The 22359-nt window shown below is 42.1% G+C and carries 15 protein-coding genes, 3 tRNA genes and 1 other RNA gene; 9 read left to right on the forward strand and 10 right to left on the reverse strand.

Annotation, left to right across the window (positions count from 1 at the left end):
* Positions 1–240: 240 nt before the first annotated feature.
* The gene (gene metG / locus KKB09_00990) at positions 241–2283 is read left to right on the forward strand and encodes a methionine--tRNA ligase (GenBank protein ID MBU4299772.1); all 2043 of its coding nucleotides are present in this window, start codon (positions 241–243) and stop codon (positions 2281–2283) included.
* A gap of 3 nt (positions 2284–2286) precedes the next feature.
* On the opposite strand, the gene KKB09_00995 is transcribed toward metG, so the two are convergent.
* Together KKB09_00995 and KKB09_01000 are read right to left on the reverse strand one after the other, a co-directional pair.
* Positions 2287–2883, reverse strand: a complete 597-nt coding sequence (locus tag KKB09_00995; GenBank protein ID MBU4299773.1) for a hypothetical protein — start codon at positions 2881–2883, stop codon at positions 2287–2289.
* 73 nt (positions 2884–2956) lie between these two features.
* A complete protein-coding gene (locus KKB09_01000; protein MBU4299774.1) occupies positions 2957–4162 on the reverse strand; it encodes a cysteine desulfurase in 1206 nt (401 codons plus the stop codon).
* 99 nt (positions 4163–4261) lie between these two features.
* On the opposite strand from KKB09_01000, the gene KKB09_01005 reads away from it, so the two are divergent.
* The gene (locus KKB09_01005; GenBank protein MBU4299775.1) at positions 4262–4756 is read left to right on the forward strand and encodes a hypothetical protein; all 495 of its coding nucleotides are present in this window, start codon (positions 4262–4264) and stop codon (positions 4754–4756) included.
* A gap of 1 nt (position 4757) precedes the next feature.
* Here KKB09_01005 and KKB09_01010 read toward each other — a convergent pair whose 3' ends face one another.
* The 4 genes from KKB09_01010 to KKB09_01025 all read right to left on the reverse strand — a co-directional run bounded on the left by KKB09_01010 (position 4758) and on the right by KKB09_01025 (position 5921).
* Positions 4758–5117, reverse strand: coding sequence for a DUF3467 domain-containing protein (locus KKB09_01010; GenBank protein MBU4299776.1), 360 nt, complete (start codon positions 5115–5117; stop codon positions 4758–4760).
* 56 nt (positions 5118–5173) lie between these two features.
* A tRNA-Glu gene (locus tag KKB09_01015) sits at positions 5174–5479 on the reverse strand.
* A gap of 79 nt (positions 5480–5558) precedes the next feature.
* Positions 5559–5660: transfer RNA gene (locus KKB09_01020), tRNA-Val, on the reverse strand.
* A gap of 41 nt (positions 5661–5701) precedes the next feature.
* Positions 5702–5921 (reverse strand) — tRNA-Pro (locus KKB09_01025).
* A gap of 263 nt (positions 5922–6184) precedes the next feature.
* Here KKB09_01025 and KKB09_01030 point away from each other — a divergent pair.
* The 4 genes from KKB09_01030 (at position 6185) to KKB09_01045 (ending at position 17268) form a co-directional block, all read left to right on the forward strand.
* Positions 6185–8929 (forward strand): PGF-pre-PGF domain-containing protein, encoded by a 2745-nt coding sequence (locus tag KKB09_01030; protein MBU4299777.1) that lies wholly within the window; start codon positions 6185–6187, stop codon positions 8927–8929.
* A 74-nt stretch (positions 8930–9003) separates the two neighbouring features.
* Positions 9004–15297, forward strand: coding sequence for a hypothetical protein (locus KKB09_01035; GenBank protein MBU4299778.1), 6294 nt, complete (start codon positions 9004–9006; stop codon positions 15295–15297).
* Positions 15298–15331: 34 nt separating this feature from the next.
* Complete coding sequence (locus tag KKB09_01040; protein MBU4299779.1) at positions 15332–16837, forward strand: hypothetical protein; 1506 nt, start codon at positions 15332–15334, stop codon at positions 16835–16837.
* Between the two features lie 65 nt (positions 16838–16902).
* Complete coding sequence (locus tag KKB09_01045; protein ID MBU4299780.1) at positions 16903–17268, forward strand: prefoldin subunit beta; 366 nt, start codon at positions 16903–16905, stop codon at positions 17266–17268.
* Between the two features lie 2 nt (positions 17269–17270).
* Here the strand turns inward: KKB09_01045 and KKB09_01050 are convergent, their stop codons facing one another.
* Positions 17271–17801, reverse strand: a complete 531-nt coding sequence (locus KKB09_01050) for a hypothetical protein (protein MBU4299781.1) — start codon at positions 17799–17801, stop codon at positions 17271–17273.
* An 83-nt stretch (positions 17802–17884) separates the two neighbouring features.
* Here KKB09_01050 and ffs point away from each other — a divergent pair.
* An RNA gene (gene ffs / locus KKB09_01055) (signal recognition particle sRNA) lies at positions 17885–18158 on the forward strand.
* Between the two features lie 249 nt (positions 18159–18407).
* On the opposite strand, the gene KKB09_01060 is transcribed toward ffs, so the two are convergent.
* Genes KKB09_01060 through gatA form a run of 3 tightly spaced genes read right to left on the reverse strand, consistent with a single transcriptional unit; the run spans position 18408 to position 21244 of the window.
* Entirely contained in the window at positions 18408–19058 is a 651-nt protein-coding gene (locus tag KKB09_01060) for a hypothetical protein (GenBank protein ID MBU4299782.1), read from the reverse strand.
* Positions 19059–19101: 43 nt separating this feature from the next.
* Positions 19102–19788, reverse strand: coding sequence for an HD domain-containing protein (locus tag KKB09_01065; GenBank protein ID MBU4299783.1), 687 nt, complete (start codon positions 19786–19788; stop codon positions 19102–19104).
* A 4-nt stretch (positions 19789–19792) separates the two neighbouring features.
* The gene (gene gatA / locus KKB09_01070) at positions 19793–21244 is read right to left on the reverse strand and encodes an Asp-tRNA(Asn)/Glu-tRNA(Gln) amidotransferase subunit GatA (protein MBU4299784.1); all 1452 of its coding nucleotides are present in this window, start codon (positions 21242–21244) and stop codon (positions 19793–19795) included.
* Between the two features lie 128 nt (positions 21245–21372).
* Between gatA and KKB09_01075 the strand changes: the two genes are divergently transcribed.
* Both KKB09_01075 and KKB09_01080 read left to right on the forward strand, forming a co-directional pair.
* Complete coding sequence (locus KKB09_01075; protein MBU4299785.1) at positions 21373–22065, forward strand: archaeal proteasome endopeptidase complex subunit alpha; 693 nt, start codon at positions 21373–21375, stop codon at positions 22063–22065.
* A gap of 179 nt (positions 22066–22244) precedes the next feature.
* A partial coding sequence (locus KKB09_01080) for a transposase (GenBank protein ID MBU4299786.1) occupies positions 22245–22359 on the forward strand: 115 nt, incomplete at its 3' end.

Raw genomic sequence — 22359 nt, forward strand, 5'->3', positions numbered from 1 at the left:
GCGAGTTCTATTGTTTATGGATTGGTGAATTTCAGGGCAATGATGAACCAAGGGTTTGACTTGAACGAGTTTGTCGGTTAACATCAGGAATTAAAAGATATAAGGGCTGACGCCCTTATAATTATGCAAGAGGTCTAATATAAAGCCCTATATCAAACATAAGAAAAGGTTTAACGATATGATGAAATCAGAAGGAAATGTATTGTTTAGACGTAAAAATCATTTAATTAAGGCATCTTTATGAAAAATAAAACGTTTTATGTTACTACGCCAATTTACTATGTTACTGCAGTTCCTCATATAGGAACAGCATATACAACAATAGCTGCAGATGTTTTGGCGCGCTGGCATCGCCTTAAGGGAGATGATGTATTTTTCCTTACAGGAACTGATGAGCACGGCGAAAAAGTGCAGGAGGCTGCGAAAAAAGCAGGCAAAGAGCCGCAGGAATTTGTGGATTCTCTTGCGCCAAAATTCAAGGATGCCTGGTCAAAATTGAATATTTCTTACGATAAATTCATTCGCACAACTGATGCAGAGCACGAAAAAGCAGTTATGGAACTCATCAAAAAAGTGCATGCATCTGGCGATATTTACAAAGGCATGTATGAAGGATGGTACTGCGTTCCTGATGAAACGTTCTATACAGAACTTCAGCTGGTTGATGGCAAATGCCCTGTGTGCAAAAGGGAAGTCAAAAAAGTAAAAGAAGAGTCTTATTTTTTTAACTTGTCAAAGTATCAAAAACCGCTTCTTGATTTTTACAAAAAGAACCCTGAGTTTCTTTCGCCGAAATACCGCGCGCAAGAGATAATAAATCGTGTCCAAGGCGGCTTAAAGGATTTGAGCATCACGCGCACATCTTTCGCATGGGGGATTCCGTTTCCGCTTGATACAGGTCATGTTACTTATGTCTGGTTTGATGCGCTACCGAATTACATAACTGCGCTTGGCTGGCCCGAGGGTGAAGAATTCAAAAAATTCTGGCCTGCTGATGTTCATTTAATCGGAAAGGAGATAAATTGGTTTCACTCAGTGATATGGCCTGCGATGCTGATGTCTGCGGAAATGGATCTTCCGAAAAAAGTCTTTGCGCACGGATGGTGGACCGTAAACGGCGAGAAAATGTCAAAATCGCGCGGCAATGTCGTTGATCCAATTGTACTTTCAGAGAAATATTCTGTTGATGTAATAAGATACTTCCTTTTGCGCGAGGTTCCTTTTGGAACAGACGGCGATTTTTCAGAAGCCGCGCTTGTGGCAAGAATCAACAGCGACCTTGCGGATGATTTGGGAAACCTTTTGTCAAGGACCCTCGCAATGGTTGAAAAATATTTTGGCGGAAAAATACCTGGGTCAAAAACACATGCCAAAATATTGGTGGATGCATCGGATATTGTTTCAGAAGTGGATGCAAAAATAGACGCGCTTGAATTCTCAGAAGCTTTGCAGACCATATGGGGTTTTGCAAAAACATGCAACAAATACATAACTGATGTTAAGCCGTGGGATCTTTACAAGAACAAAAAAGAGGATGAGCTTGCATCGGTCATATACAGCCTTGTAGAATCAATACGGATAATCGCGATTTTGATAATTCCATATATGCCTTCAAAATCCGCGGAAATTCTTGCGCAATTAAATGTTCCGTCAGAAAAAATTACGCTAAAAGACGCAAAATGGGGCGGGCTTAAATCAGGTACAGAGGTAAAAAAAGGCAATGTTCTTTTCAGAAAAATGGAATTGACGCAGGATCCTTTTGAAAAACTGGATTTGCGCGTTGCAAAAATTCTCGATGTCAAAGAGCATCCCGATGCAGAGAAATTATATGTTGTTCAGATTGATGTTGGCGGCGAAAAATCATCTCATTCTGCTTTGCAGAATTCGAAGCTTTTTGACTCTTCGAGTCAAAAACGGCAACTAGTTGCAGGGCTTCGCGAATATTATCAAAAAGAGGAGCTTGCGGGCAAAAAAGTAGCGTTTGTTTACAATCTGAAGCCCGCAAAAATCCGTGGAATCGAGTCGCAGGGAATGATTCTTGCAGCAGATGATGGAAAGACTCTTTCAGTGCTTTCAGCAGAAAAATCAGAGCCTGGCGCATCTGTGTTTGCAGAAGGCATTGTGAAAAAGCCGGCGCAGGAAGTGTCTTTTGACGATTTCCAGAAGCTTGAGATATTGATTGATGCGGATGGATTCGCGCGCTATAAAGAAAAAAAACTGCGCACCCAAAATGAGGAAATTCGCACTGAGCGAAAAGTTGAGATGGGAGCGCGGGTGAGATAATCCCTATTCTTTGACGTGATACACTCCGTTAGTTTCGTCTTTTAAAATATTCGCGTCTTTAAGTATTTTATTGATTTTTTCTGGTTCTTCGATTTCAATGAGCGCCACACCATCAATATTTCCATAATATTCTTTGTATTTAAGTCCGTAAATCTTTGCTTTTTCAGAAGGTTTGCTCGATGTTATGCGAACTTGTTTCGTATTTTCTAATATGTCTTCAGTCCTTCCAAAACTTTCTACCGTCAATATGTAAATTGCATTTAAATCGTGCAATTGCTTAGCAACTTCTTTGGGATTGTTGACATTTATGTGTGGTGCCATTAGATTTTCTATTGATTCACCATAATTTTTAACAGATGGCATTTTGCCATCATACATAATTGACAAGATTAAATTTTCTACATCTTTTGCTCGATATAGTTCTCCATTTTTGTTTACTATGTAGGTTCCTTTTAATAGCGTTTTATCATTTTTAATAAATTCTACATCATTGATATTTGGATTTGGTTTTGTCGCAGTGTATACAGTAACTCCTTTATCGCCCCAAATACTAAGGGGAACTTCAGTAGCGTTATAATTCATAGTAGTTGTATCTTTCATAATATCACTACTTTATAATAGTTACTATAGTATTTAAACCTTTCGGTATATCAAATATGCTAAAATTGCGCGCTTATGAGAACAGTTTTGCAATCTTGCTCAATTCAACCGCAAAAACATCAATCTCTTCTTTTGTGTTGTATATGTGAAATGACGCGCGTACGCTTCCCTTTCGGCCTAAAAGCGTGTGTAAGGGATACGCGCAATGATATCCGCTTCTGGTTGCGATTTTCTTGGAATTGTCAAGCATGAGTGCGACTTCATGCGGGTCTGCACCAGTTACTTCAAAAGCAATAACGCCTGCGTTGTTTGCAGCGTTTTTATGCGATATTATTTCGACATTTTTTATTTCAGAAAGCCGCTTGATGCAGTGCGCAGTTATTTCTGTTGTGTGGCTCTCTATATTATTAATACCGATTTTTTCGATATATCGCACGCCTTCACCAAGACCGATAACCCCTGCAATATTCGGTGTGCCTGCTTCAAAGCGGTCTGGGCATCGCGCAAGCTTATAGTCTGAAAATGTCGCTTCGTCAATTGTTCCGCCGCCAAGGATTCCGGGCTCAAGCAGGCCGAAATGTTTCTCATTTATATAAAGCGCGCCGGTTCCGGTTGGCCCGAGCGGGCCTTTATGGCCTGATAATGCAAGAAAATCAGCATTCATCTTTTTGACATTGACACCCATATGCCCTACAGCTGCGGCCGCATCAGTGCAGAATAGCGCGCCATTATCATGCGCGATTTTAGCGATTTCGTCAACAGGGGTTTTTACGCCCAAAACATTTGACACCATTGTGACAGAAACAATTGCGGCATCCTTTGATGCCTTTTTCCAGTCTTCCATATTGAAGTTTCCTTCATTGTCTGATTTTACCACTTCAAGCGCAAGGCCGTGCGTTTTTGCAGCCATCATCCATGGAAGCAGGTCGCTGTGGTGCTCGAGGTTTGACACAACTATCTTTTTCCCTTTTAGTTTTTTCCACGGCAGAGACAGCGAAAGAATGTTCAGAGCGTGTGTGGAATTCTGCGTCATCGCGATTTCTTCTGCCTTTGCGCCAAGAAAATCAGCAACAATTTTGTGGGCTTTTTCATACTCTTCAGACGCTTTCAGGCTCAGGCGATGTGCGCCTCTATGGACATTCGCGCAGTACTGCGTATAATACTCATTCATTTTATCGATTACGCACTGCGGCTTTAAGGTGGTTGCGGCGTTGTCGAAATATATGACGCCAGTATTCGCGAGAACCGGGAAATCCGTGCGGCATTTTTCAAGATTCATGGTAATATAACGGGGTTATAAGTTTAAAAGGATTTTATTGCATATTGCGGAATAAAAAGTCTTCAATGTTTATTAATATGTGCCTCGACAATATCTATTATGTCGCTGAATCTTGTAGAATCGGTTGCTCGGGTTGACGAATCTCAGGAACTGAAAACATCCCTAACAGACGCGTATTTCTGCTCGGCAATAACCTTTGTGCTTCCGGAGGAGCCCATTGAGTATTGGGATCTGAATTATTACAATCCGAAAACAGGCGACATAACACACATAAGAGCATCTTCTGATTCTCTTGAGTTGAAAAGCACAGACAAGCCGCTGAAGCAAAAAGAGCCGAAAAAAATAGATATAAAAACCGTATGCATTGACATTGATGAGACCATAAAGACGGCAGGTGTTGCCCGTGATAAGATTTACGCGTCTGCTATCCAGAAAATTTTTGTGTCGCTTTTTTCAGAAGAGTTTGCCATTTGGGGCATAACCTACATACTCACTAATATGAAAATAGTGCAGATTAAGATTGACGCGCGAAATGGCAGCGTAATCGATTCTAAGCTTATTGATTTTATGCAGAATACCGGAATTGCGCAGTAGATTATCCTACATACGCACTCGTATCTTCGCTTTTTTCCTTATCAGAAATCGTTGTTTTTGCGCCAGGCCTCATCGCAGCGATGTCTTTTATTTTGCCGAACTGAGCCTCGTATTTTGCAATGTTATCAACGATGGCCGCGCGCAAACTTGCCGCATGCTGCGGAGTTATGACGATTCTTGATGTGACTTTTATTTTGTTTGTTCCGGGAATGAACTGCCCGAAATCAAGGTAGAATTCAAAAGGCGTGTGCCATATTTTTACAGAGTTTGCGAATTTTGCGACCTGATTTGCTTCATCAACCAGTACTTCAAATTGCGCGCCATGTTTTTTTTCGTTTGATTGTTTTTCTTTCTTTAGCATATTTGCTTATTGTTTTTAGAATTATATAAGCCTTAGACTTTTTTAAGAAGAATATATGCTCCCGCCGAGATTTTCGTATGCGAAGCATCGAAAAGCTTGCGATGCAATCGCATGATTCGAACTCGGGTCACAGGCGTTCTCTGGCTCGTATTTTCGGCGGTTTTAACAGGTGACTTGCGCGATTTTCAAGTTCGAGAGAACTTGAAAAGCTTGAAAATCCGAAGGATTTTCATGAAGCGCGAGTCGCCCTAAGTCATGGCACTAACGTGCCAAGCTTTTTTGTCTCTTTCGAGCCAAAAAACACCGGCCGATTATGCGGCCGTGAGAGGCCCGTATCCTTGACCGGACTAGACTACAGGAGCAATTTGTTTGTTTTTATAATGTTGGTGACCATGCCGAAGGCGTGGTCGCCCTAAGCGCCGGCCGATTATGCGGCCGAGATGGGTCAACCCGGATTTGAACCGGGGACCTTCGCCATTTTGTGATATTGGCAAGCGCCAAATATTGCGTCAAGGCGACGTCATACCGCTAGACTATTGACCCGTTTGTTTTTTATCCCAATGCGTAATGTGAATGGTTGTAGATGGGGCTTTCCGGATTTGAACCGGAGTCTCTGGCTATTTATAACGCACTTACACAACTTTGGGAAGCACAAGAGCAAAACCCAAAGCCAGAAGGATGACCATTTTAGCATGCGGAGCAGCTAAATCTTCTCGCTCGCGTTCGAAGCTTTTGAGGTTTGATTCTTCAAAAAGCTTGTGAACGTCGCGAAGCTGCTTTCGCATGAAGCTACCCTAAAGCCCCTTATTTCTCTAAACTGCATAGATGGGCAAACTTTATAAAACTGCGGATGTATGTATGGTTGTGTTTCTATGGGAAAGACGCGCAAAAAGACAATAAAAATAAAGGAAGAGAAAAAGCAGAGGCTTGTAAAGACATTGAAGAGAAGAAAAGCTGCTTCTGAGTAACTTATTGAATATGATGGTTTCTTGAAATTACGACAACTATTTATAGCTATGCGGCGAATAATACTAAATTCACTGTTTTTGTGTGATTTGGTGGTTTCTGTGTTGTCGGTCAAAAAAACATCGGGGTGCGGTGCGTATATTACATTTTACCTGATTTTCTTAGCAGTTATTGCTCTTTTTGCACCAGTAACTTTGGTATATGGCGCGCCAGAAATTACCTACAACAACATAACGCCTGATGATAATGCAACAGTTGCTAATAATTGGATTAATATAAGCATCAATTCAAGCGAGGAGCTAAACCAATCAATTCTTGAGTGGGGGTGGGCTAATGGTTCCGCGCCCACAAATTTTTCAATGATTAATGATTCTCTCGACAACAAAACATGGTCTTATAATGTGACGGGTCTTTCTACAGGGCGGCATAATTACACTATTTGGGCGCAGAACACAATTAACGATAATTGGACGCAGACCGAAATGCGATTCGTGTTTATCGGCGCGATTTCGGCGTGTCAGGACATTATAATCGGAAATGTGGTGTATACGCTTATTCAAAATGTCAATTCGTCAGAAACCTGCTTCAATATTCTTGCAAACAACGTCACAATTGACGGTGCAGGATATACGATTAATTATTCTCAAAACGAGACCGGATATGCGATAAACAATAGTTTGGGTTATAATATAACCACAATAAAGAATTTAACTATCGTACAGGAAAATTCGACAGTTCAAAATGCATACGCAATATTTTTAAACGGAACGACAGATGTTGTTATTACAAACAACACAATCACCACTTCAGGAAATTTCGGGCACGGTATTGTTCTCAACGCATCCAACTTAGCCACACTCTTAGATAACAACGTTACTGTATTGAATGCAACCGCTGATGGAATATTGCTGATATCATCGTTTTCAAACACAATTTCAGAAGGTTCCATTTATTCAGTAAATATCTCTTATGAGTTGAATAATTCAGGAGCAAGCAACAATTTCAAGAATACGAATTTTACAGACATAAGAAACATATCTTTTCTGGACACCACATCATCTTTCAACTACAACAATGAAACAAGCGGCAATATCTGGCTCAAGACAAATGTTTCTGTACCGAGTGTTATAACAAGAACACTTTTAAACTGGAGCAACATTACAATGCAGTGGAATGACACAAATTCAACTGCAGGAATTCTTGCGAATTATACTTTAACCGGCCTGCTTCCAGACACTATATATTACATATATAACACATCTGGCGGGGTGCAAAACAAGTCCTACATATTGACAACAAATTCTGCCGGAGTATTGCCATCCTTTAATATTTCTCTAAACGGAACTACTGAAATGATTGTTGACAGCGTGCCGAGTATAACTGTGAATTCGCCGGCAAACAACAGCTATTACAACCTCAGCTCATTAGCTGCGCTTGTGCTCAATATCACAACAAACGAGCCTGCAGAGTGGTGCGGGTTTTCATTGAACGGAACTTCGAATATCACTATGAATAACAGCGCATCTAATCTGTCTTGGAACTACAGCGGTATTTCCGTGCCTTTTGAAGGATTAAACAACATCACATTCTTTTGCAACGATAGCCGCGGCAACATCGGAGCATCGGCAACGAAATATTTCACAAAGGATACACAAATCCCAGATATAAATGTTGAACCGACATGCGATACTAAGACATCGTCATCTATGAGAATAGTTTGGAACGTTAGCAGTATTACTAACAATTATGTTGATTATAAAATCAGCGGTTCTCTAGATGCTTTAATCACATCCTCTCAAAGTAGTACCGCAACACCGGCAATAACTCTAAGCGGGCTTTCATCATCTACAACTTATGCATATACTCTGCGTTCGTGTGATTTGGCTTTGAATTGCGACGTGGATTCAGGATATACTTGCGCTACAGCATCATCCACAACAACCACAACCGATGACAGTTCATCATCCGGCGGCATCGCCGGCGGAGATACGCCTTCAGGGTTTTCAAAGTCATGGCAGTTGATTTCTGCAGGAAGCACTGCGGTAATGACTCTGGCAAGCACGTCTGTTGATGTTACTGACATAATATTTAAAGCAACACAGGCATTGAGCAAGGCAAAAATAACGGTTTCAAAGCTTTCGGCAAAGCCGTCTGCAACATCGTCAACTCCTCCAGGAGCGGTTTTTCAATATATCGGCATCACACCGGAAAATATCACGGACGGCGCAATAACTTCAACAACAATTTCATTCCGCGTTAATTCAACATGGATTTCGTCAAACGCAATCAACAGCTCAACAATAACTTTGTACAGATACGCCAACAGCCAGTGGAATGCTCTTGTCACGCACCATACGGGCACAAGCGGAAGCTATACAACATACCTTGCAGAAACGCCGGGATTCTCTTACTTTGCAATAGCCGGAAATACAAAATCCTTAACAGTTCCGGCAGCCCCCGTAACAAACACAACAACAACAAATGTAACATTAGAATCTTCGAATAACACCAGCATTACATTGTCAACCCTATCATCCAACAGCACTTCGCAGAACAACGAAACGATATCCACTGGGGATGCATCCTCAAGCACAAGATCTTATGTGACTGCATTTATCGTCATTATAATTGCCGTAGTTGTAATGTTGATATTCCGCGAAAAGCTGAAAATAAAGTTTCCCGAAAAGCTGAAAGTATCTGTTCCGAAATTTTACGCAGGGCAAAAAGCGCAAACACCCGGACACAAATACACGTTCAATGCTTCCGAAGTCAAGAAAGCCGAGCTAGTCTACAAGCCGCAGCCAAAAGAAGAAAAAGTGAAATATGCATACAAACCTAAAAAGTGATTTATGTCTAAACTTTTTCTAAAATCTATATATAGGGGTTAGGCACATATATAATACATTTTGAGGCAGTTATAATGAATGTGGGGGTATTTCTTTCAAGAGTTCTTTTAATTGCTATTGCTTTAACGCTTTTTATTCCATCCGCGGCTCATGCCGCGGTTTCCGCAACAATGAATCAGATAATTTATGTCTGGGGAGACAGCATGGCGGTTTCAGGAACCGTTGAAGGGACAACAGATTCTGTATCCGTTTCTTTCGCAATCAAAAATGCGAGCGGCACAATCGCCACAATCACAGCTACAAGCGCCGGTGGCACAAAAAATACTTTTTTAATTTCTGCTCCAATTAATGATACTTTTGCATCCGGAGAATACAATGCAACTTTGTTATCAGGAACCGATTCAATAGATATGCGCTTCAAGGTATTTTCACAGTCGCTTTTTATGGATTCCTATCCGGTGAAATCCGGCGAGGGCATACTCGATATTACGACGGAAAATGAGGTGAATGATTCCAACTCTGACGCATTCGGCGGAAATTTCACAGAATTAATTGATTTATCTCTTTCGCACAAAGTTTATTACGGCAATTACACAATAGGCGCAAAAACATACCACTTCGTTCTTGTCGACCAGACAAATATTAGCACATACGACAGATTATATGTGGATGATGATGTTAATTTCGCGCTTTATAACGATACGGAGGATAATGCAACACAATCCGATGTGGAGTACCATGCGCTTAAAAAGAGCAGCATATTCACAAATGGGGTCTTTAAATATGTTGTCGGGGAAATGGAGCGCGCCACAGGCAAAAAAGTAGTTCTCTGGGAGCCGGCAAGCGGCAAAACCACTTATGATAAAGGCGATAACATCACATTTATCGTTCTGACGGAAAATGCAACCCACATGATTGATGAATCAGTCAAAATTGAAATATACAATTCAACCGGCCAGAATGTCACTGCAGAATATACCGAATCATCTCAGGGCGGGTGGCTGAATTTTACAATAGATGGAGGCGACCTGCCTCCAGGCACATATACTGTGAAAATAAATGACAGCTTGGACACGCTTAGTTTCACCGTAGAGTCATTCAAAATGTTTGCGACGATTGCAGATACTTCAAATAATCCGGCATATTCATTTTCGCCAAATTCTAAAGTTCGGCTGATAATCACTTCTAAAAACTCTTCAGGACCGTTTAATCTGACAAGCTTTACTGCATCTTTTACATATCCCAACGGCACAGCGATAACTAAGGCAAAGGCAGCGTTTACACAATCTGTCGATGGCATATACACATACGATTATGATCTTTCAGGCGCAACTGGACGTTATTCGGTCAGCGTAACCGGATTAGACGCATCAAATACGCAGACCGTCACAACCGGTTTTGAAGTTCAGTCAGTTGGCTTTGAGGCACAGGCTGTTAATCTTCAGTATATTGATGAAGCAGAATCCGGAGGTGCGATGGTAAACGCATTTTCGCCAAACAAGAATGTTACTATAATTACCTTTTTGTCAAACATAACCGCGGGTGGAATAACCGCAAAGGGTCCTGGAGATATGATGACCGGCCTTGTGACTCCTGAGAACTGCAATACGAGTGTAACAATGTCTATTAGGGATGAGAACGGCGTCTCGTATGATGCGGCTTACCGCGTTTTTAATTTAAGCGCTGCAATGGAATATCTTAATCAAACTGACAGCGAACAGGGGCCTCCCGAGCAGATGCTTACTCAGTGCATGATTGTTTTTGCAGCGCCGAATAAAACCGGAAGTACGTTTAAGGCAGATATAAAAATGAAGTATAATTCCGAAGAGAAATATTCCGGAGTTACATTTGGAATTCAGAGATTATTTGCCCGCGGAAGCACAGTTGATTTCAAGGGCGATGATTTCTCTTTCCTTGCACCGAATTCAACAGTAAGGATTAAGCTTAAAGTAACTGATTTGTCTACAGATACAGCGCTTGACGGCGACAAAATCACTTCGGGAAAAATAATTGAGCTGTATAAGGTATTTCCATCATACAAAGATGTCCTTGGAAACTCCACGCTTAGAGATACGTTGAATGCAACTATTTCTAACGGAACGCTTATATTTAATTCGCCGAATGATGAAGGCGCTTACATGATGAAGTTTAGGTTTACTGCCAATGTAAGCGGCGTAACCGAAACAGGAATCGGGAATGCCTTTTTCATGCTGAAAAAATACATGGTTTGGGGCCAGCTTTACGGCGCGCAACAAGGCCAGTGGTTTGTGAAACAGGGGCAGAATGCTACTCTTCAAGTAACTGTAATGGATATAAATGACGCCCAGACAGTGTTTGGCGGCCAGAAAAGCCAGAAGACCTGCACTGGATGCACGGGATTTGAGATTACTGCTACTCAAATAAGAAACGACCAGCAGTTTAAGGTACATAATTTAGGAGATTACCAAGTTTTAAAGGGGATCATTATTAATTCTACAAATCCAGTTGCCAATCTTACTATAGTGCCGGGACCGAACATGCAGCCCGGCTGGTATAGCGTTGATATAATCGTTACAGATTCCCTTACTAACGCGACATATTTCGGCTGGGGCGGATTTGAAATCAGGAATTTTTGGGTTGACGCCCGCAGGGCGTACTGGGATGAAAACAATGTTTCCGGCTATTCAATGCTTGATATGATGGACGGCGGCATGGGTGGCGAGACATACGGCGTTAACAGCTCTGTGGAATTAGTTGTCATTGCAAGAGAGCCAAACAGTTTCAGCCCCGAAGGGAAACCGCTTTCAACACCTCCTGTTTTGGAAAGCATTGCGTCATCAAAGACATGGCCTCCGGTGCCGATATCAGGATATACATACAAGGTGAGTAATCGAACAGTAACTGTCTGTAAGGTTATGGACGAAGGCAGCCCGATGTGCTTTGGAAATTTTTCCGCTTACGTTATAAATATTTCGGGCCTTCCTGATAAGCAGGCAGACTATATGGCAAATGTCCGCGTCAATGTCAGTGGAGTAACTGATGTCGGAACATTCAGGTTCGGTACTTCGTCATACCGGGCGAACAGTGATTATAGAAGGGATTCGTTCCCGCCAATGTTTGCAACAAGCGAAAATTTAACTATAAACTTTACCGGCATTACCATTACCATAGGTAACGAGAAAGCAGGTGCGCACAATTTGACAAATGTGACTGTTCAGGAGTTGTTCTCGCCAAAATTGGGAAGGCCAATAAAGATGAAATATGGGCAGAATTATACAACTGACTGCAATCTTACAAATGATGAAGGGCAATACTGCCAAATAAGCGTCAATCTTTCAAATCTGCCAAGCGGCGAATACAATGCAAGGTTTGCTGTTGTTGACAGCCCTGAAGCAGAAGCCAAAATCGAGGAAATATTTTTCAAGATACAGGGCACTATAATTGCAATTCCATCCATTGAAGAGGCGTGGGTATGGGAAAGCGATACTGTAAGCAAAAAAGTGGATAATGATGTTAGGAGAGCCGAGTGGTCGTGGTGTCAGGATGCTAAGACAACGGCGGTTTTAGGCGCGTATCGCTTCTGCGGCGATTACAACATTCCGTGTGAAGGGATGTGTCAGTCCCAGCAATTCAACCTGACAGTAAAGAATGTTTCATACACGAAAGAAATCTTCGGATATATTTCGCTGACAGGCGATAAGTCATGGATGTTTGGAGATTCGCAGGCAGTTAATAAAGAGAGAATGTGCGTTTATGCTAACGGCACTCATTTATGGATTAATTCAACAGATGATGAATCCGATAATGTAACACTTTGTGATTTAACGCAAACGGTGCCTATAATTACTACGGAAAACTTCACAGATAGCGCCGGCGGGCAATGGAGGCTTGATGCAATAGGCGACCAGAGCATTACTTTAACAGGCCTTAATACGCTATACGGCACCGGGGCGCTGATAAATACTTCATATTCAAGGAGCGGCATAATCAAGTTCGGCCAGATTTGGGAAAATAATCTCGGAGCATATACCCAGCAGGGCAGAAAAGGAATCGACCTCAATAATGACGGAAATCCGACAAACGGCACGGTTTACTTTGCAATAGCGGACAGCGCTGTTTCAGGAGTTTATGACACATTCTTCTTTTCAACAGATGGAAACTTCTCAGACCCGATTTCAGCCAATGACGCAAACAGATCAAACAGGGAATTCGGCAAGGGTCTCTCAAAAGATAAACTTACTCTACTTAGCATAGATTCTCGCGGCCAGCGTTTGAAATTCTACTCAAAGCAGATTGGCGACTGGGCGCACATGGGCGACATCAAAATTGGAAATAACATAACTCTTCCGGTTATTGTAACCTCGCCTTCAGGTACTGAGGAGAATGCGCTTGTTTCACTTACTGCATTCAAGAACACAAGAACGTGGAGATTGACGCAAATAACGCTTGTGTCTGATGTTAACATCACCGGCGTAGGAGAGCTTAGATTCAACAGCAGCGATTTGGGACCTACAGGAGACTATTCCTTTGGAATAGAAACCAATTCAGGCGACAAGCTCGAGGAATGGAAATGGCCTATGGCAACTGTCCGCGGATTTTTGGTTGACGGCGAAGTGGGCGAGGCAGTGTACATTAATACTTTCAAGCAATTGCCGCTTACATGGAAGAATTGGGATTCGGGAATTGTAAGGATACAACAGGACAGAAGAAATAGTACTCCCGGATATATTGTTGACGGCGTATTAGCAAATGCGCACGAGATTCCATCGAATGTATGCACTTTCTCAAATGCTACTGATACCAATGCATCAGCATCTATAGATCCTAACGAAATAAAAATATTGATGGATGACAATAATGGTCCCGCAGTTCATTTCATGTATAATATTACAGAGCAAAAACTCTATATGAATGCATCTTTGCCGTGCCATTTTAATGTCAGCGACTTAGGTGCGGGCTATAGTGCAGGTGACTCGCTGATAATTAGTAAATATGGCAGAAATTACAACGTCTCTGTGTTGACTGTTGATAATAATTTGTACAATGATAACAGCAATTTATGGAACGTATTTATTTCGAATAATGATACTTGGACTCCATTCCCGAATTCAAACGTTTATAACGTGAATATTGTTCAAAACGCAATAACTGGAATGCCATTACCGTCCGATCAGTATGACTGGAATTCGACGCATTTTAAATTGACTATAAATGAAAGTTATAACACTGGCGAATACAATATCACCTATCAGTATTACGGCAGAAGCTGGCGCGCAGACTTCGGCGTTGCAGGCGTAAATTCATCCGTAATTATGCCGATGGTAAACAATACTGGAAACCTGCATTGGGGCCTTGAATGGGGCTATATGCAGAATGTCAGCATATTCGGGCAGTATTATGACGTAATACTTGCGAATGACACATATAATTATACAAGATGTATGTTTGAATCAAGCGGCGACGGCATGTGCGTCAAGAAAGCATGGATTGTGCCGACATCGATAGGAAACTTTTCAAGCCCCGAAGTTCGAAATGTTACTTTCGGTCAAAATTTCACATCCGATTTATATATTGCATCAGTCGGCTCAAGGGACGGCGATGGAATTATTGTGGGCAACTTTTCGGCTTTGAACGCATCGTATCCTCTTCCTGCAATAGGAGGCCTTCAGCTGGCGGATAATACGACAAGTTACTTCGCGGTATTGAATGAAAGCGCATTGGGTTATGACCTTGATAAGAACGGCAATAAGAACAATACATTCTATGCATTGGCATTTGATTCTGATTTCAATAATCAGCAAAACCTTACGAGTATTCTTATCGATGACGACGTGCAATTGCTGCCGTGGTCATTCAGGGTGGGAGAGACTGAAACACAAATAGATTTCGATTCTGAAGAATCTTTTAATGTGAATAATACTTTGAGCAGAATAAATGAGATGTGGAACGGCCTGCCTTCAGGCATATCAAACGGCAATGCAAGGTTTGGAGAAGATTATAATGATACTATGTGGGAAAATCAGCCGAACTGGGATGTGCCGTTCTACAACGGAACGCATATGCTTCTGAAGAAATCTAAATGGAGCATATATCCGGAACAGCCCGTAGATGTCTTGCTGAAAGTATTTACGTTCAATCAGGAGCCGTTATCCGGAGCAAATATCAGTGTCAATGTGGCAAGGTCCACATTCACAGGATTCCAGAGGTTAGAAGAACTCACTCATTTCACCGTTGAAAGAACCTTTAATACAACTGACAGTTACGGCTATGAGCTGATTAAGATAATTCCAAACGGTTCATGGGTTCCTGCGCAATATCAGATAGTTGCAGAAGTGCAGACCGCGCTTGGAAATGAAACATTTGAGCGCTGGTTTAATGTTGGATTTTAGCGGCTTTTGAATTTGGGAGTAATTGGGTAATTTTATGATAAAAAAAATATTTGTGATTTTATTTGTGCTGGCTTTATTGCCTTCAGTAGCTATGGCAACGCTTACAGTGACTGCTTCCCAGTCAGGAGCGGATTCCGGCAGCGTTATTTCGGGAAAAACATTTACAATCTCTGCTTCCGGATGGTCGGGCGACTGCAGTTCAGCGAACCTTGATTTAACTAGTTGTGCAGTGTGTAACGTATCCGAAAGCCAGATAAAATCTTTAAGCGGCTCAAGCGTTTCATGGACAACAATCACCGCAAGCAAGGCAAATTCGCAATCGATTTCTGTGAGCGTTTCGGGCTCATGCACGCCGGATTCAGGCAGCGTATTATTTGATGTGAAAAACCCGCCATCACTTTCTGCAACAGCAACATCCGCAGTTTCAATTACTCAAGGGTCTGCTGCTTCATTTAGCCTGAATATCCAAAATTCCGGCGAGACCACGGCAAAATTCGGGACAATCACTGCTTCCGGAGGCAGCGGGCTTTCTTTATCGGACTGCGCTCCTTCAGACATTTCCGGAAGCCAAAGCCTTGGATTATCCTGCACAATAACCGCATCTTCTTCAGCTACACCCGTTGCGCAAACACTTACAATAAGCATAACGCCCTCAAATGCTGATTCGATAACAAAAACAATTTCAGTAACAGTCAGCGCATCCGGAGGCGATGATGTTGGCGGCGATACTGGCAGTTCCAGCGGCGGCGGCGGAGCAAGCGGCGGCGCAGCAGCAGTTAATAAAAAGAACGTGACTCATAAGCCCGTTCCTCCGGGCATTATGAACAACACAAAGCTTCAGGCAGCAATTGAAAAAGTGCTTGCAAAAGGCAAGCTCAGCCCGGAAGCTATAGGTAATCTTATGCGTCTCTCAAATGCGATATCTAGTGAAAGCACAATATCGCGCACAATCAATTCAGGGGCATCAAAATCAAACGTAACCACAAAGATAAAATACACCGGCTTAAAGGCTGCAAAGAATTTTGTGGTTTATGAAAAAGTGCCGAAAACATTTGCAAACTCTTCGGACTTAATTACGGTTACAGCAGCCGGGGCAAAAGTCGAAGTTGTCCTGAAAGACCCTGAATACGCAATAGTGTTTGACACTGTAAATCCGAACCAGGAGCTTGAAATAACCTATTCAGTCAGCAAGTCTGTTTCGACAAATGTTGTTGATTTATTCGCATCCGAAGTTTATGCAGAGTCTTTGGCAGACGCGCAAGCGCAGCAAACGGCTTGCGCGCAAGTAATAACGCCGGCTAAAAACCAAGCGACCGGTGAGTGCAAAGAATTTCCAACACCCTGTGATGTTCCAAGCGGATGGGATAAAGTCGATTCATGCAAAGCTGCGGCGACGCCAAAAGATACTGTAAAGGAAACCGCCGAGCAATCGGAGAAAACCGGAATTTTTTCATGGACGCTAATTTTGGACATTCTTATCGCCCTGGTAGTTATTGCTGTTGGGTATTATTTCTTCAAGAAAAAGAATGGGAGCATATAGGTACAGACTGTGGGTGTGCAAAAGGATATATAAGCTTTGCAGGGAAATTCTTATTGTGGTTAAATATGACAGGACCCGAATCTTACGATATCATGCAAATTTTTCAGGAATTTCAGCAGGAGCTTCAAAGCATTATCTATCAGAAAGAAGCCATGCGCATGCATTTGCAGGAGCTTGAGGCTTCGTTAAAAGAGCTTTCTGCAGCCAAGAGCGACGTTTACAAGGCAATGGGCGCGATTTTAATCAAAGCAACTCCTGAACTGTTGGCAAAAGAGCTGAATGATGAGCGGGAATTGATTGAAGTGCGCACAAAATCCCTTGAAAAACAGGAAAAAATTGTTCGTGAAAAATTAACCGCGCTTCAGAACCAAGTAATACAGTCGCAGGCCGCAAGAAGCGGCGCTGCAATTCCGGGAAGCGGTGTGAAATGATATTATTTTTCTTCACGTATTTTCTTGAATAGGTATCCAGTATATATTAATGATGCATATGCTTCAATTAAGTATGTTATTCCCAGAAGCAGTTCATCAGGATTTCTAAGCGTAATGTATCTGCTGAGAATTTGATGCGCATCTCCTTGAGGTATCAGCCACCATATTATTACAAGGGGGAGTGTAATAAGAAAATGCCAGTATCTGATAGTCAGGGCAACTTTGCTTGTGGTGATTTTTTTGCTTAACAAATACATCAGAAGTATGTCGATAATAAAAAGAACGTAAAGCCAGAGTGCGCCGCCTCCTATGCTTATTCCAAGCGACCATTCAACATACGTTTCAATCGTCATCATTTCAAGGGAGGGGTAGTAGAAAAACGCCAATAAAAGCGTGAATGTGGTGAACTGCGGCGACTTATCGCCTAAAAGCGGAACAGCCAGCCAAGTTGCAAGTATTGCGGCTGAGCATAATAATATCCTGATTCGGTCAAAGAAAATCAGCCGCTCAATAAATGATTTGCTAATCTGCATTACCTCAAGTAATATTTGTAGGAACCGTATTTATAGATTCGATGAAAATAAAGCATTTAAATAGAATTATTCAATATTTCTTTGGCAAGGATAGGCCGGGGCGCCAGGCGTGCCCTGTTACCCGCAATCGTCTTGGCGGGGGCTAAAGCAATTTTAGCGGCGGATTTTTTTGGAATCCTGTCTCGCGTTTCGAACAGAGACGTCTTGCCCTGTCAGGTCTTTATTGCGCTGAATCTGGTGAGGCCTTGATCGGAGCAGCCATAAGGCGTGATTTAGGCGCTTTCAGGATCACAGGACCGAGGTAGATTCGTGCAGGCAGTTCTGAAGGAGTTCGTCCATAGAATTGCGTTCCTTGCCACTTTTAATCATTTGCAATATTTCTTGGATTAAAAGGTTTCGAATGAGCGCAGCGAATGAGATGATTTTTTGTTTTGCATAACCTTATGCATGGCAAAGCAAAAAAGATGAGTGCTTCGCTTTAAATGATTAATAAGGCGAAGCGAACGGATTTTTAAATGAAGCTTGAAAAGCTGAGAGTTGCGCGCAAGCACAACGAACGGATTTTCAATCTTGTACATACAGTATTGGGTTGAATGGCTTAAAGCCTCAAAACTCAATAATTTTCTTTTCAATCAAGAATGTTCGTACGTCTTCAAAAATTAGTTTATGTCCTTTTGAATTAGGGTGCACGCCGTCTTCGAGAAGGGTCACATAATCTGTTTTTATCCATTTGTCGAAAATATCAATGAAGTGCACATTATTTTTCGCGCAAGCCGCCTTTATTATTTCGTTGTATTTTTCGAGGCGCGCGTTTTTATACGACACCTCAGCATCCCAGAAAACCGGATTTGTCCGCGATTCATCAACAGGTGCCGGAAGCACGCAAATTATGCTGTCCGAATATTTTCGCGCAAGTGCGATTAGCTTATTGATATTTTTTATGAATTTGATGGGTGCAGTCCACGAAACACCTTTTCGGTCTTTGATGGTGTCGTTTGCCCCAACTGCAAAAATAATAATAATTTTTTCATTTTTGCCAATGCGCTGTTTTGCCTCAAACTCAAATCGTTTCAGAAGGCTTCCTGTTGTAGTTCCGGAAATGCTGAGGTTATATAATGCGCAATAAAATTCTTGATTGGTGTCAATTACTTTTTTAGTCAGCTCTTTTCGGATGCGCTCAACCCAACCGCCTTCATAATCCCATGCGCCATAAGCGTCGCTGTCGCCGAAAATAAGTATTTTGATGTCTTGCGCCATATAATTCGCCAAAAATTGCATTAAAACATAAACCTATAATGCATTAACGTTTCATCTGTTCTTCAAAACGCTCCTTTCCCAAAAGTTCCTTGCAGAAATCAAGCGAAACAGTGAGGCGCGAATTAGAAACAGACACAGCAGTCTTTGTGTAAAAAGGCACGCCTTTCAGCATGCATTTTATTTTTTTGAGGTATTGTGCACCCATTTCCGAGGTTGTCATTTTTTCTTTTGCAGCAAAAAGCGCAGCACGTGCGCACCCGGCATAGCCAAGTGTGTCGTACAAATCTGCATCATAAACTATTTTTGCTTCAAGAGTTTGCGGAATGGTTTTTCCGCCTTCGGTATGATGTGTTTCTATCGCATGCATTATTTTTGCTATTTCCTCGTCTTTGTAATAGAAATCCGGAAGGATTTTTTTTGAAAGCGCGGCGCTGTCTATCGCATGGCTATTATGCTTTGCTTTGTGATGGTGCGTTTTTGAAGTTTTTTTGCTCGGTTCATTTTCGCCAAAAAAAGTCTGCGGCCGTACAATATCGTGCAAAAGAAGCGCAGGTTCAAGTATTTCAAGGTCTGCTTTTTCAGTTTCACCAAGATGCATTCCGATTTTCCAGACGCGCAGGACGTGATCGAGGTCGTGCGCAGAGTCCTGAACTTTGGAGTTTGACAAAACCATAGTGACGAATTCGTGAAGCGCTTTTACGCGCGCGGAGTTTGCAGATTTTGTATCCATATCACTATATATGTCGTCCGACATTTAATATAGTTTTCTCCGCAAGATAGTTTCCAAGAATATGAATTCCGACAGGCATTCCTTTTGAAGTTCCGCATGGAGCAGACAGCATCGGAATTCCTGCTAAATTCGGCGAGCCTGTTAGGATGTCGGCATAATAATGCTCGATAGGCGTCAATTTTTCAATTTCAGAGAATTTCGGCGCGATAAACGGCATTGTCGGCGAGACAAGAATATCATACTTTTTAAACGCCTGCTTGTAGTCATTAATGATCAATTGCCTTACTTTCATTGCCTTCAGATAATATTTGTCGCGGTATCCGGCCATTCGCGCGTAAGTTCCAAGGATTATTCTTCGCTTTGCCTCTTCACCAAGGTATTTTCCGCGCACTTTTGAGAAATATTCATTGAATTCGCCTTCAAGCGGAAGCGTTGCGCCGTATCTTATCCCGCAGAATTTTGCAAGATTTGTGGACGCTTCTGCCATTGCGATGATATAATATGCAGGAATCGAAAATTCAGTATTTGGAAGCGAACATTCCTCGACTTTCGCACCTTCGCTTTCAAGCGTTTTTATCTGCGTCCAGACAACCTTTTTTATGTCCTCGTTTATTTCGCTTCCGAAGAATTCACGCGGAACGCCAATTATTATTTTTCTCAAATCGGTTTTCAGAGAATAATCATCTCGCTTCGTTTCGCTTGCTCCAAGCTTTTCAGATTTCATCTGAAAATCATCTACTTTTTCTGCAAGCGATGTCGAATCTTTTGCATCGTGCCCAGCAATTACCGAAAGCCCAAGAGCAATATCATCGACTTTTTTTGCCATGACGCCTATTTTGTCAAGGCTCGATGCATAATCTATGAGGCCGTATCTGGAAACTCTTCCATATGTCGGCGTGAGGCCGTAAACTCCGCAGAATGCCGCCGGAGCAGAAATAGAGCCTCCCGTTGATTCTGCAATTGCGATGTGAGGAAACTCAAGCGCAGCAGTAATTCCGCCGGCACCTCCTGATGAACCTCCGCAAGAACGCTGAATATCAATAGGATTTTTCGGGATTCCGTATGCTGAATTTACAGAGAATGTGCCGAATCCGAATTCATCCTGCACGGTTTTTCCGATAATTACGCCGCCCTCTTTTTTCGCGCGCTCTATGCACGTTGCATCAAAAGGAGGCACGTAGCTTTCAAGAATTTTTGAGCCCGCTGTTGTTCTAATTCCTTTGGTGCATATATTGTCCTTAACTGAAATCGGGATGTTAGTAAGCGCACCCTTGGGCAGTTTTTTCAATTGTTCCATTGCAGAATCTTGCGAAATCGTGACAAAATAGTTGTATTTTTTCTGGAGCTTTTCAATTTCAGAAAAAAACGCGCCATAAAAATTAAGGGTATCGATGTTTCCTTTTTTTGATTCTGAGATAAAATCAGAAACCGACATTCCGGAATATTTTTTGCTCATAATTGAAATTAGTATCGAAACCTTTAAAAAGAATCGTAGGGGATAATATCTCAGTGATTAAAAATCCTTGCGCTGAGGCTTAAGGTTTTTTAATATGGTGAGTATGAGGTAGATAAAAAATGGTTGACATGACTCCGGAAATGATGGGATATGACCGCACGATTGTTGTTTTCTCGCCAGATGGCAGATTATTTCAAGTAGAATACGCAAGGGAAGCAGTAAAAAGAGCGCCTCCGGCTATCGGGGTGACCTTTAAGGATGGTGTGGCATTTGTTTCAAGAAAAAGGGAATCCAAGCTTGTCAGACCGGGGGAAAAAATCTACAAGCTTGATGATCACATCGCAACTGCAAGTTCGGGTCTTGTGGCTGATGCGCGAGTTCTTGTTGATGTCGCAAGAGTCAGGGCGCAGCAAAACAAACTGATTTATGACGAGCCTGTTTCAGTGACTTCAATGGCAAAATTCATCGCGGACAAGCAGCAGCTTTACACACAATATGCAGGAGTCAGGCCTTACGGAGTTTCATTTTTAATCGGCGGAGTAAATGACGAGTCCAGGCTCTTTGAAACAGACCCTTCAGGAATAATGCTTGAAGTAAAGGCTCGCGCAATCGGAAAATCCGCTGACAAGATAAACGAATTCTTTGAAAAAAATTGGAAGCCGCAGATGAATACAAAAGACGCGCTGCAGTTTGCAATTGACGGCCTTAAGAAAGAGGGAAAAGTGGAAGAAGACGACATGACTGTTGTTGTAATAACAAAAGCAGAGGACTTCAAGGAGCTTTCGGCAGATGATTTGAAGAAGATGGGTGTGAAGATTTAGTTGATCCGCACAATATCTTTAAACCCGCAATATGAAATGCATTTATAAATATTACTGCGTAGTAGTCTGATTAGTGTTGTCATGGCTAATATACCGCAAGAATTAAAATTTGGTGGACTGCACCCCTAAAAGTGGACAATTAGTTAAGCTTCATACAGAACACTTAAAGGGGTGCAAAAATGAAGCTGAGGAGAAAATTTACAAAGGAATTCAAACTATCCGTTGTGCGCGAATTGGAAGCCACATCGCTGGCTGAAGTGTGCAGGGCGCACAGTGTCAGCCCGTCTGTCTTAA

This window comes from Nanoarchaeota archaeon (assembly GCA_018897155.1).
Lineage (GTDB): Archaea > EX4484-52 > EX4484-52 > EX4484-52 > LFW-46 > LFW-46.

Coding starts and splice junctions, on each gene's coding strand:
- KKB09_00995 (MBU4299773.1), bottom strand. CDS start 2,883: ATGAAAGATACAACTACTATGAATTATAACGCTACTGAAGTTCCCCTT.
- KKB09_01075 (MBU4299785.1), top strand. CDS start 21,373: ATGACTCCGGAAATGATGGGATATGACCGCACGATTGTTGTTTTCTCG.
- metG (MBU4299772.1), top strand. CDS start 241: ATGAAAAATAAAACGTTTTATGTTACTACGCCAATTTACTATGTTACT.
- KKB09_01035 (MBU4299778.1), top strand. CDS start 9,004: ATGAATGTGGGGGTATTTCTTTCAAGAGTTCTTTTAATTGCTATTGCT.
- KKB09_01045 (MBU4299780.1), top strand. CDS start 16,903: ATGACAGGACCCGAATCTTACGATATCATGCAAATTTTTCAGGAATTT.
- KKB09_01050 (MBU4299781.1), bottom strand. CDS start 17,801: ATGCAGATTAGCAAATCATTTATTGAGCGGCTGATTTTCTTTGACCGA.
- KKB09_01060 (MBU4299782.1), bottom strand. CDS start 19,058: ATGGCGCAAGACATCAAAATACTTATTTTCGGCGACAGCGACGCTTAT.
- KKB09_01065 (MBU4299783.1), bottom strand. CDS start 19,788: ATGGATACAAAATCTGCAAACTCCGCGCGCGTAAAAGCGCTTCACGAA.
- KKB09_01005 (MBU4299775.1), top strand. CDS start 4,262: ATGTCGCTGAATCTTGTAGAATCGGTTGCTCGGGTTGACGAATCTCAG.
- KKB09_01040 (MBU4299779.1), top strand. CDS start 15,332: ATGATAAAAAAAATATTTGTGATTTTATTTGTGCTGGCTTTATTGCCT.
- KKB09_01010 (MBU4299776.1), bottom strand. CDS start 5,117: ATGCTAAAGAAAGAAAAACAATCAAACGAAAAAAAACATGGCGCGCAA.
- gatA (MBU4299784.1), bottom strand. CDS start 21,244: ATGAGCAAAAAATATTCCGGAATGTCGGTTTCTGATTTTATCTCAGAA.
- KKB09_01000 (MBU4299774.1), bottom strand. CDS start 4,162: ATGAATCTTGAAAAATGCCGCACGGATTTCCCGGTTCTCGCGAATACT.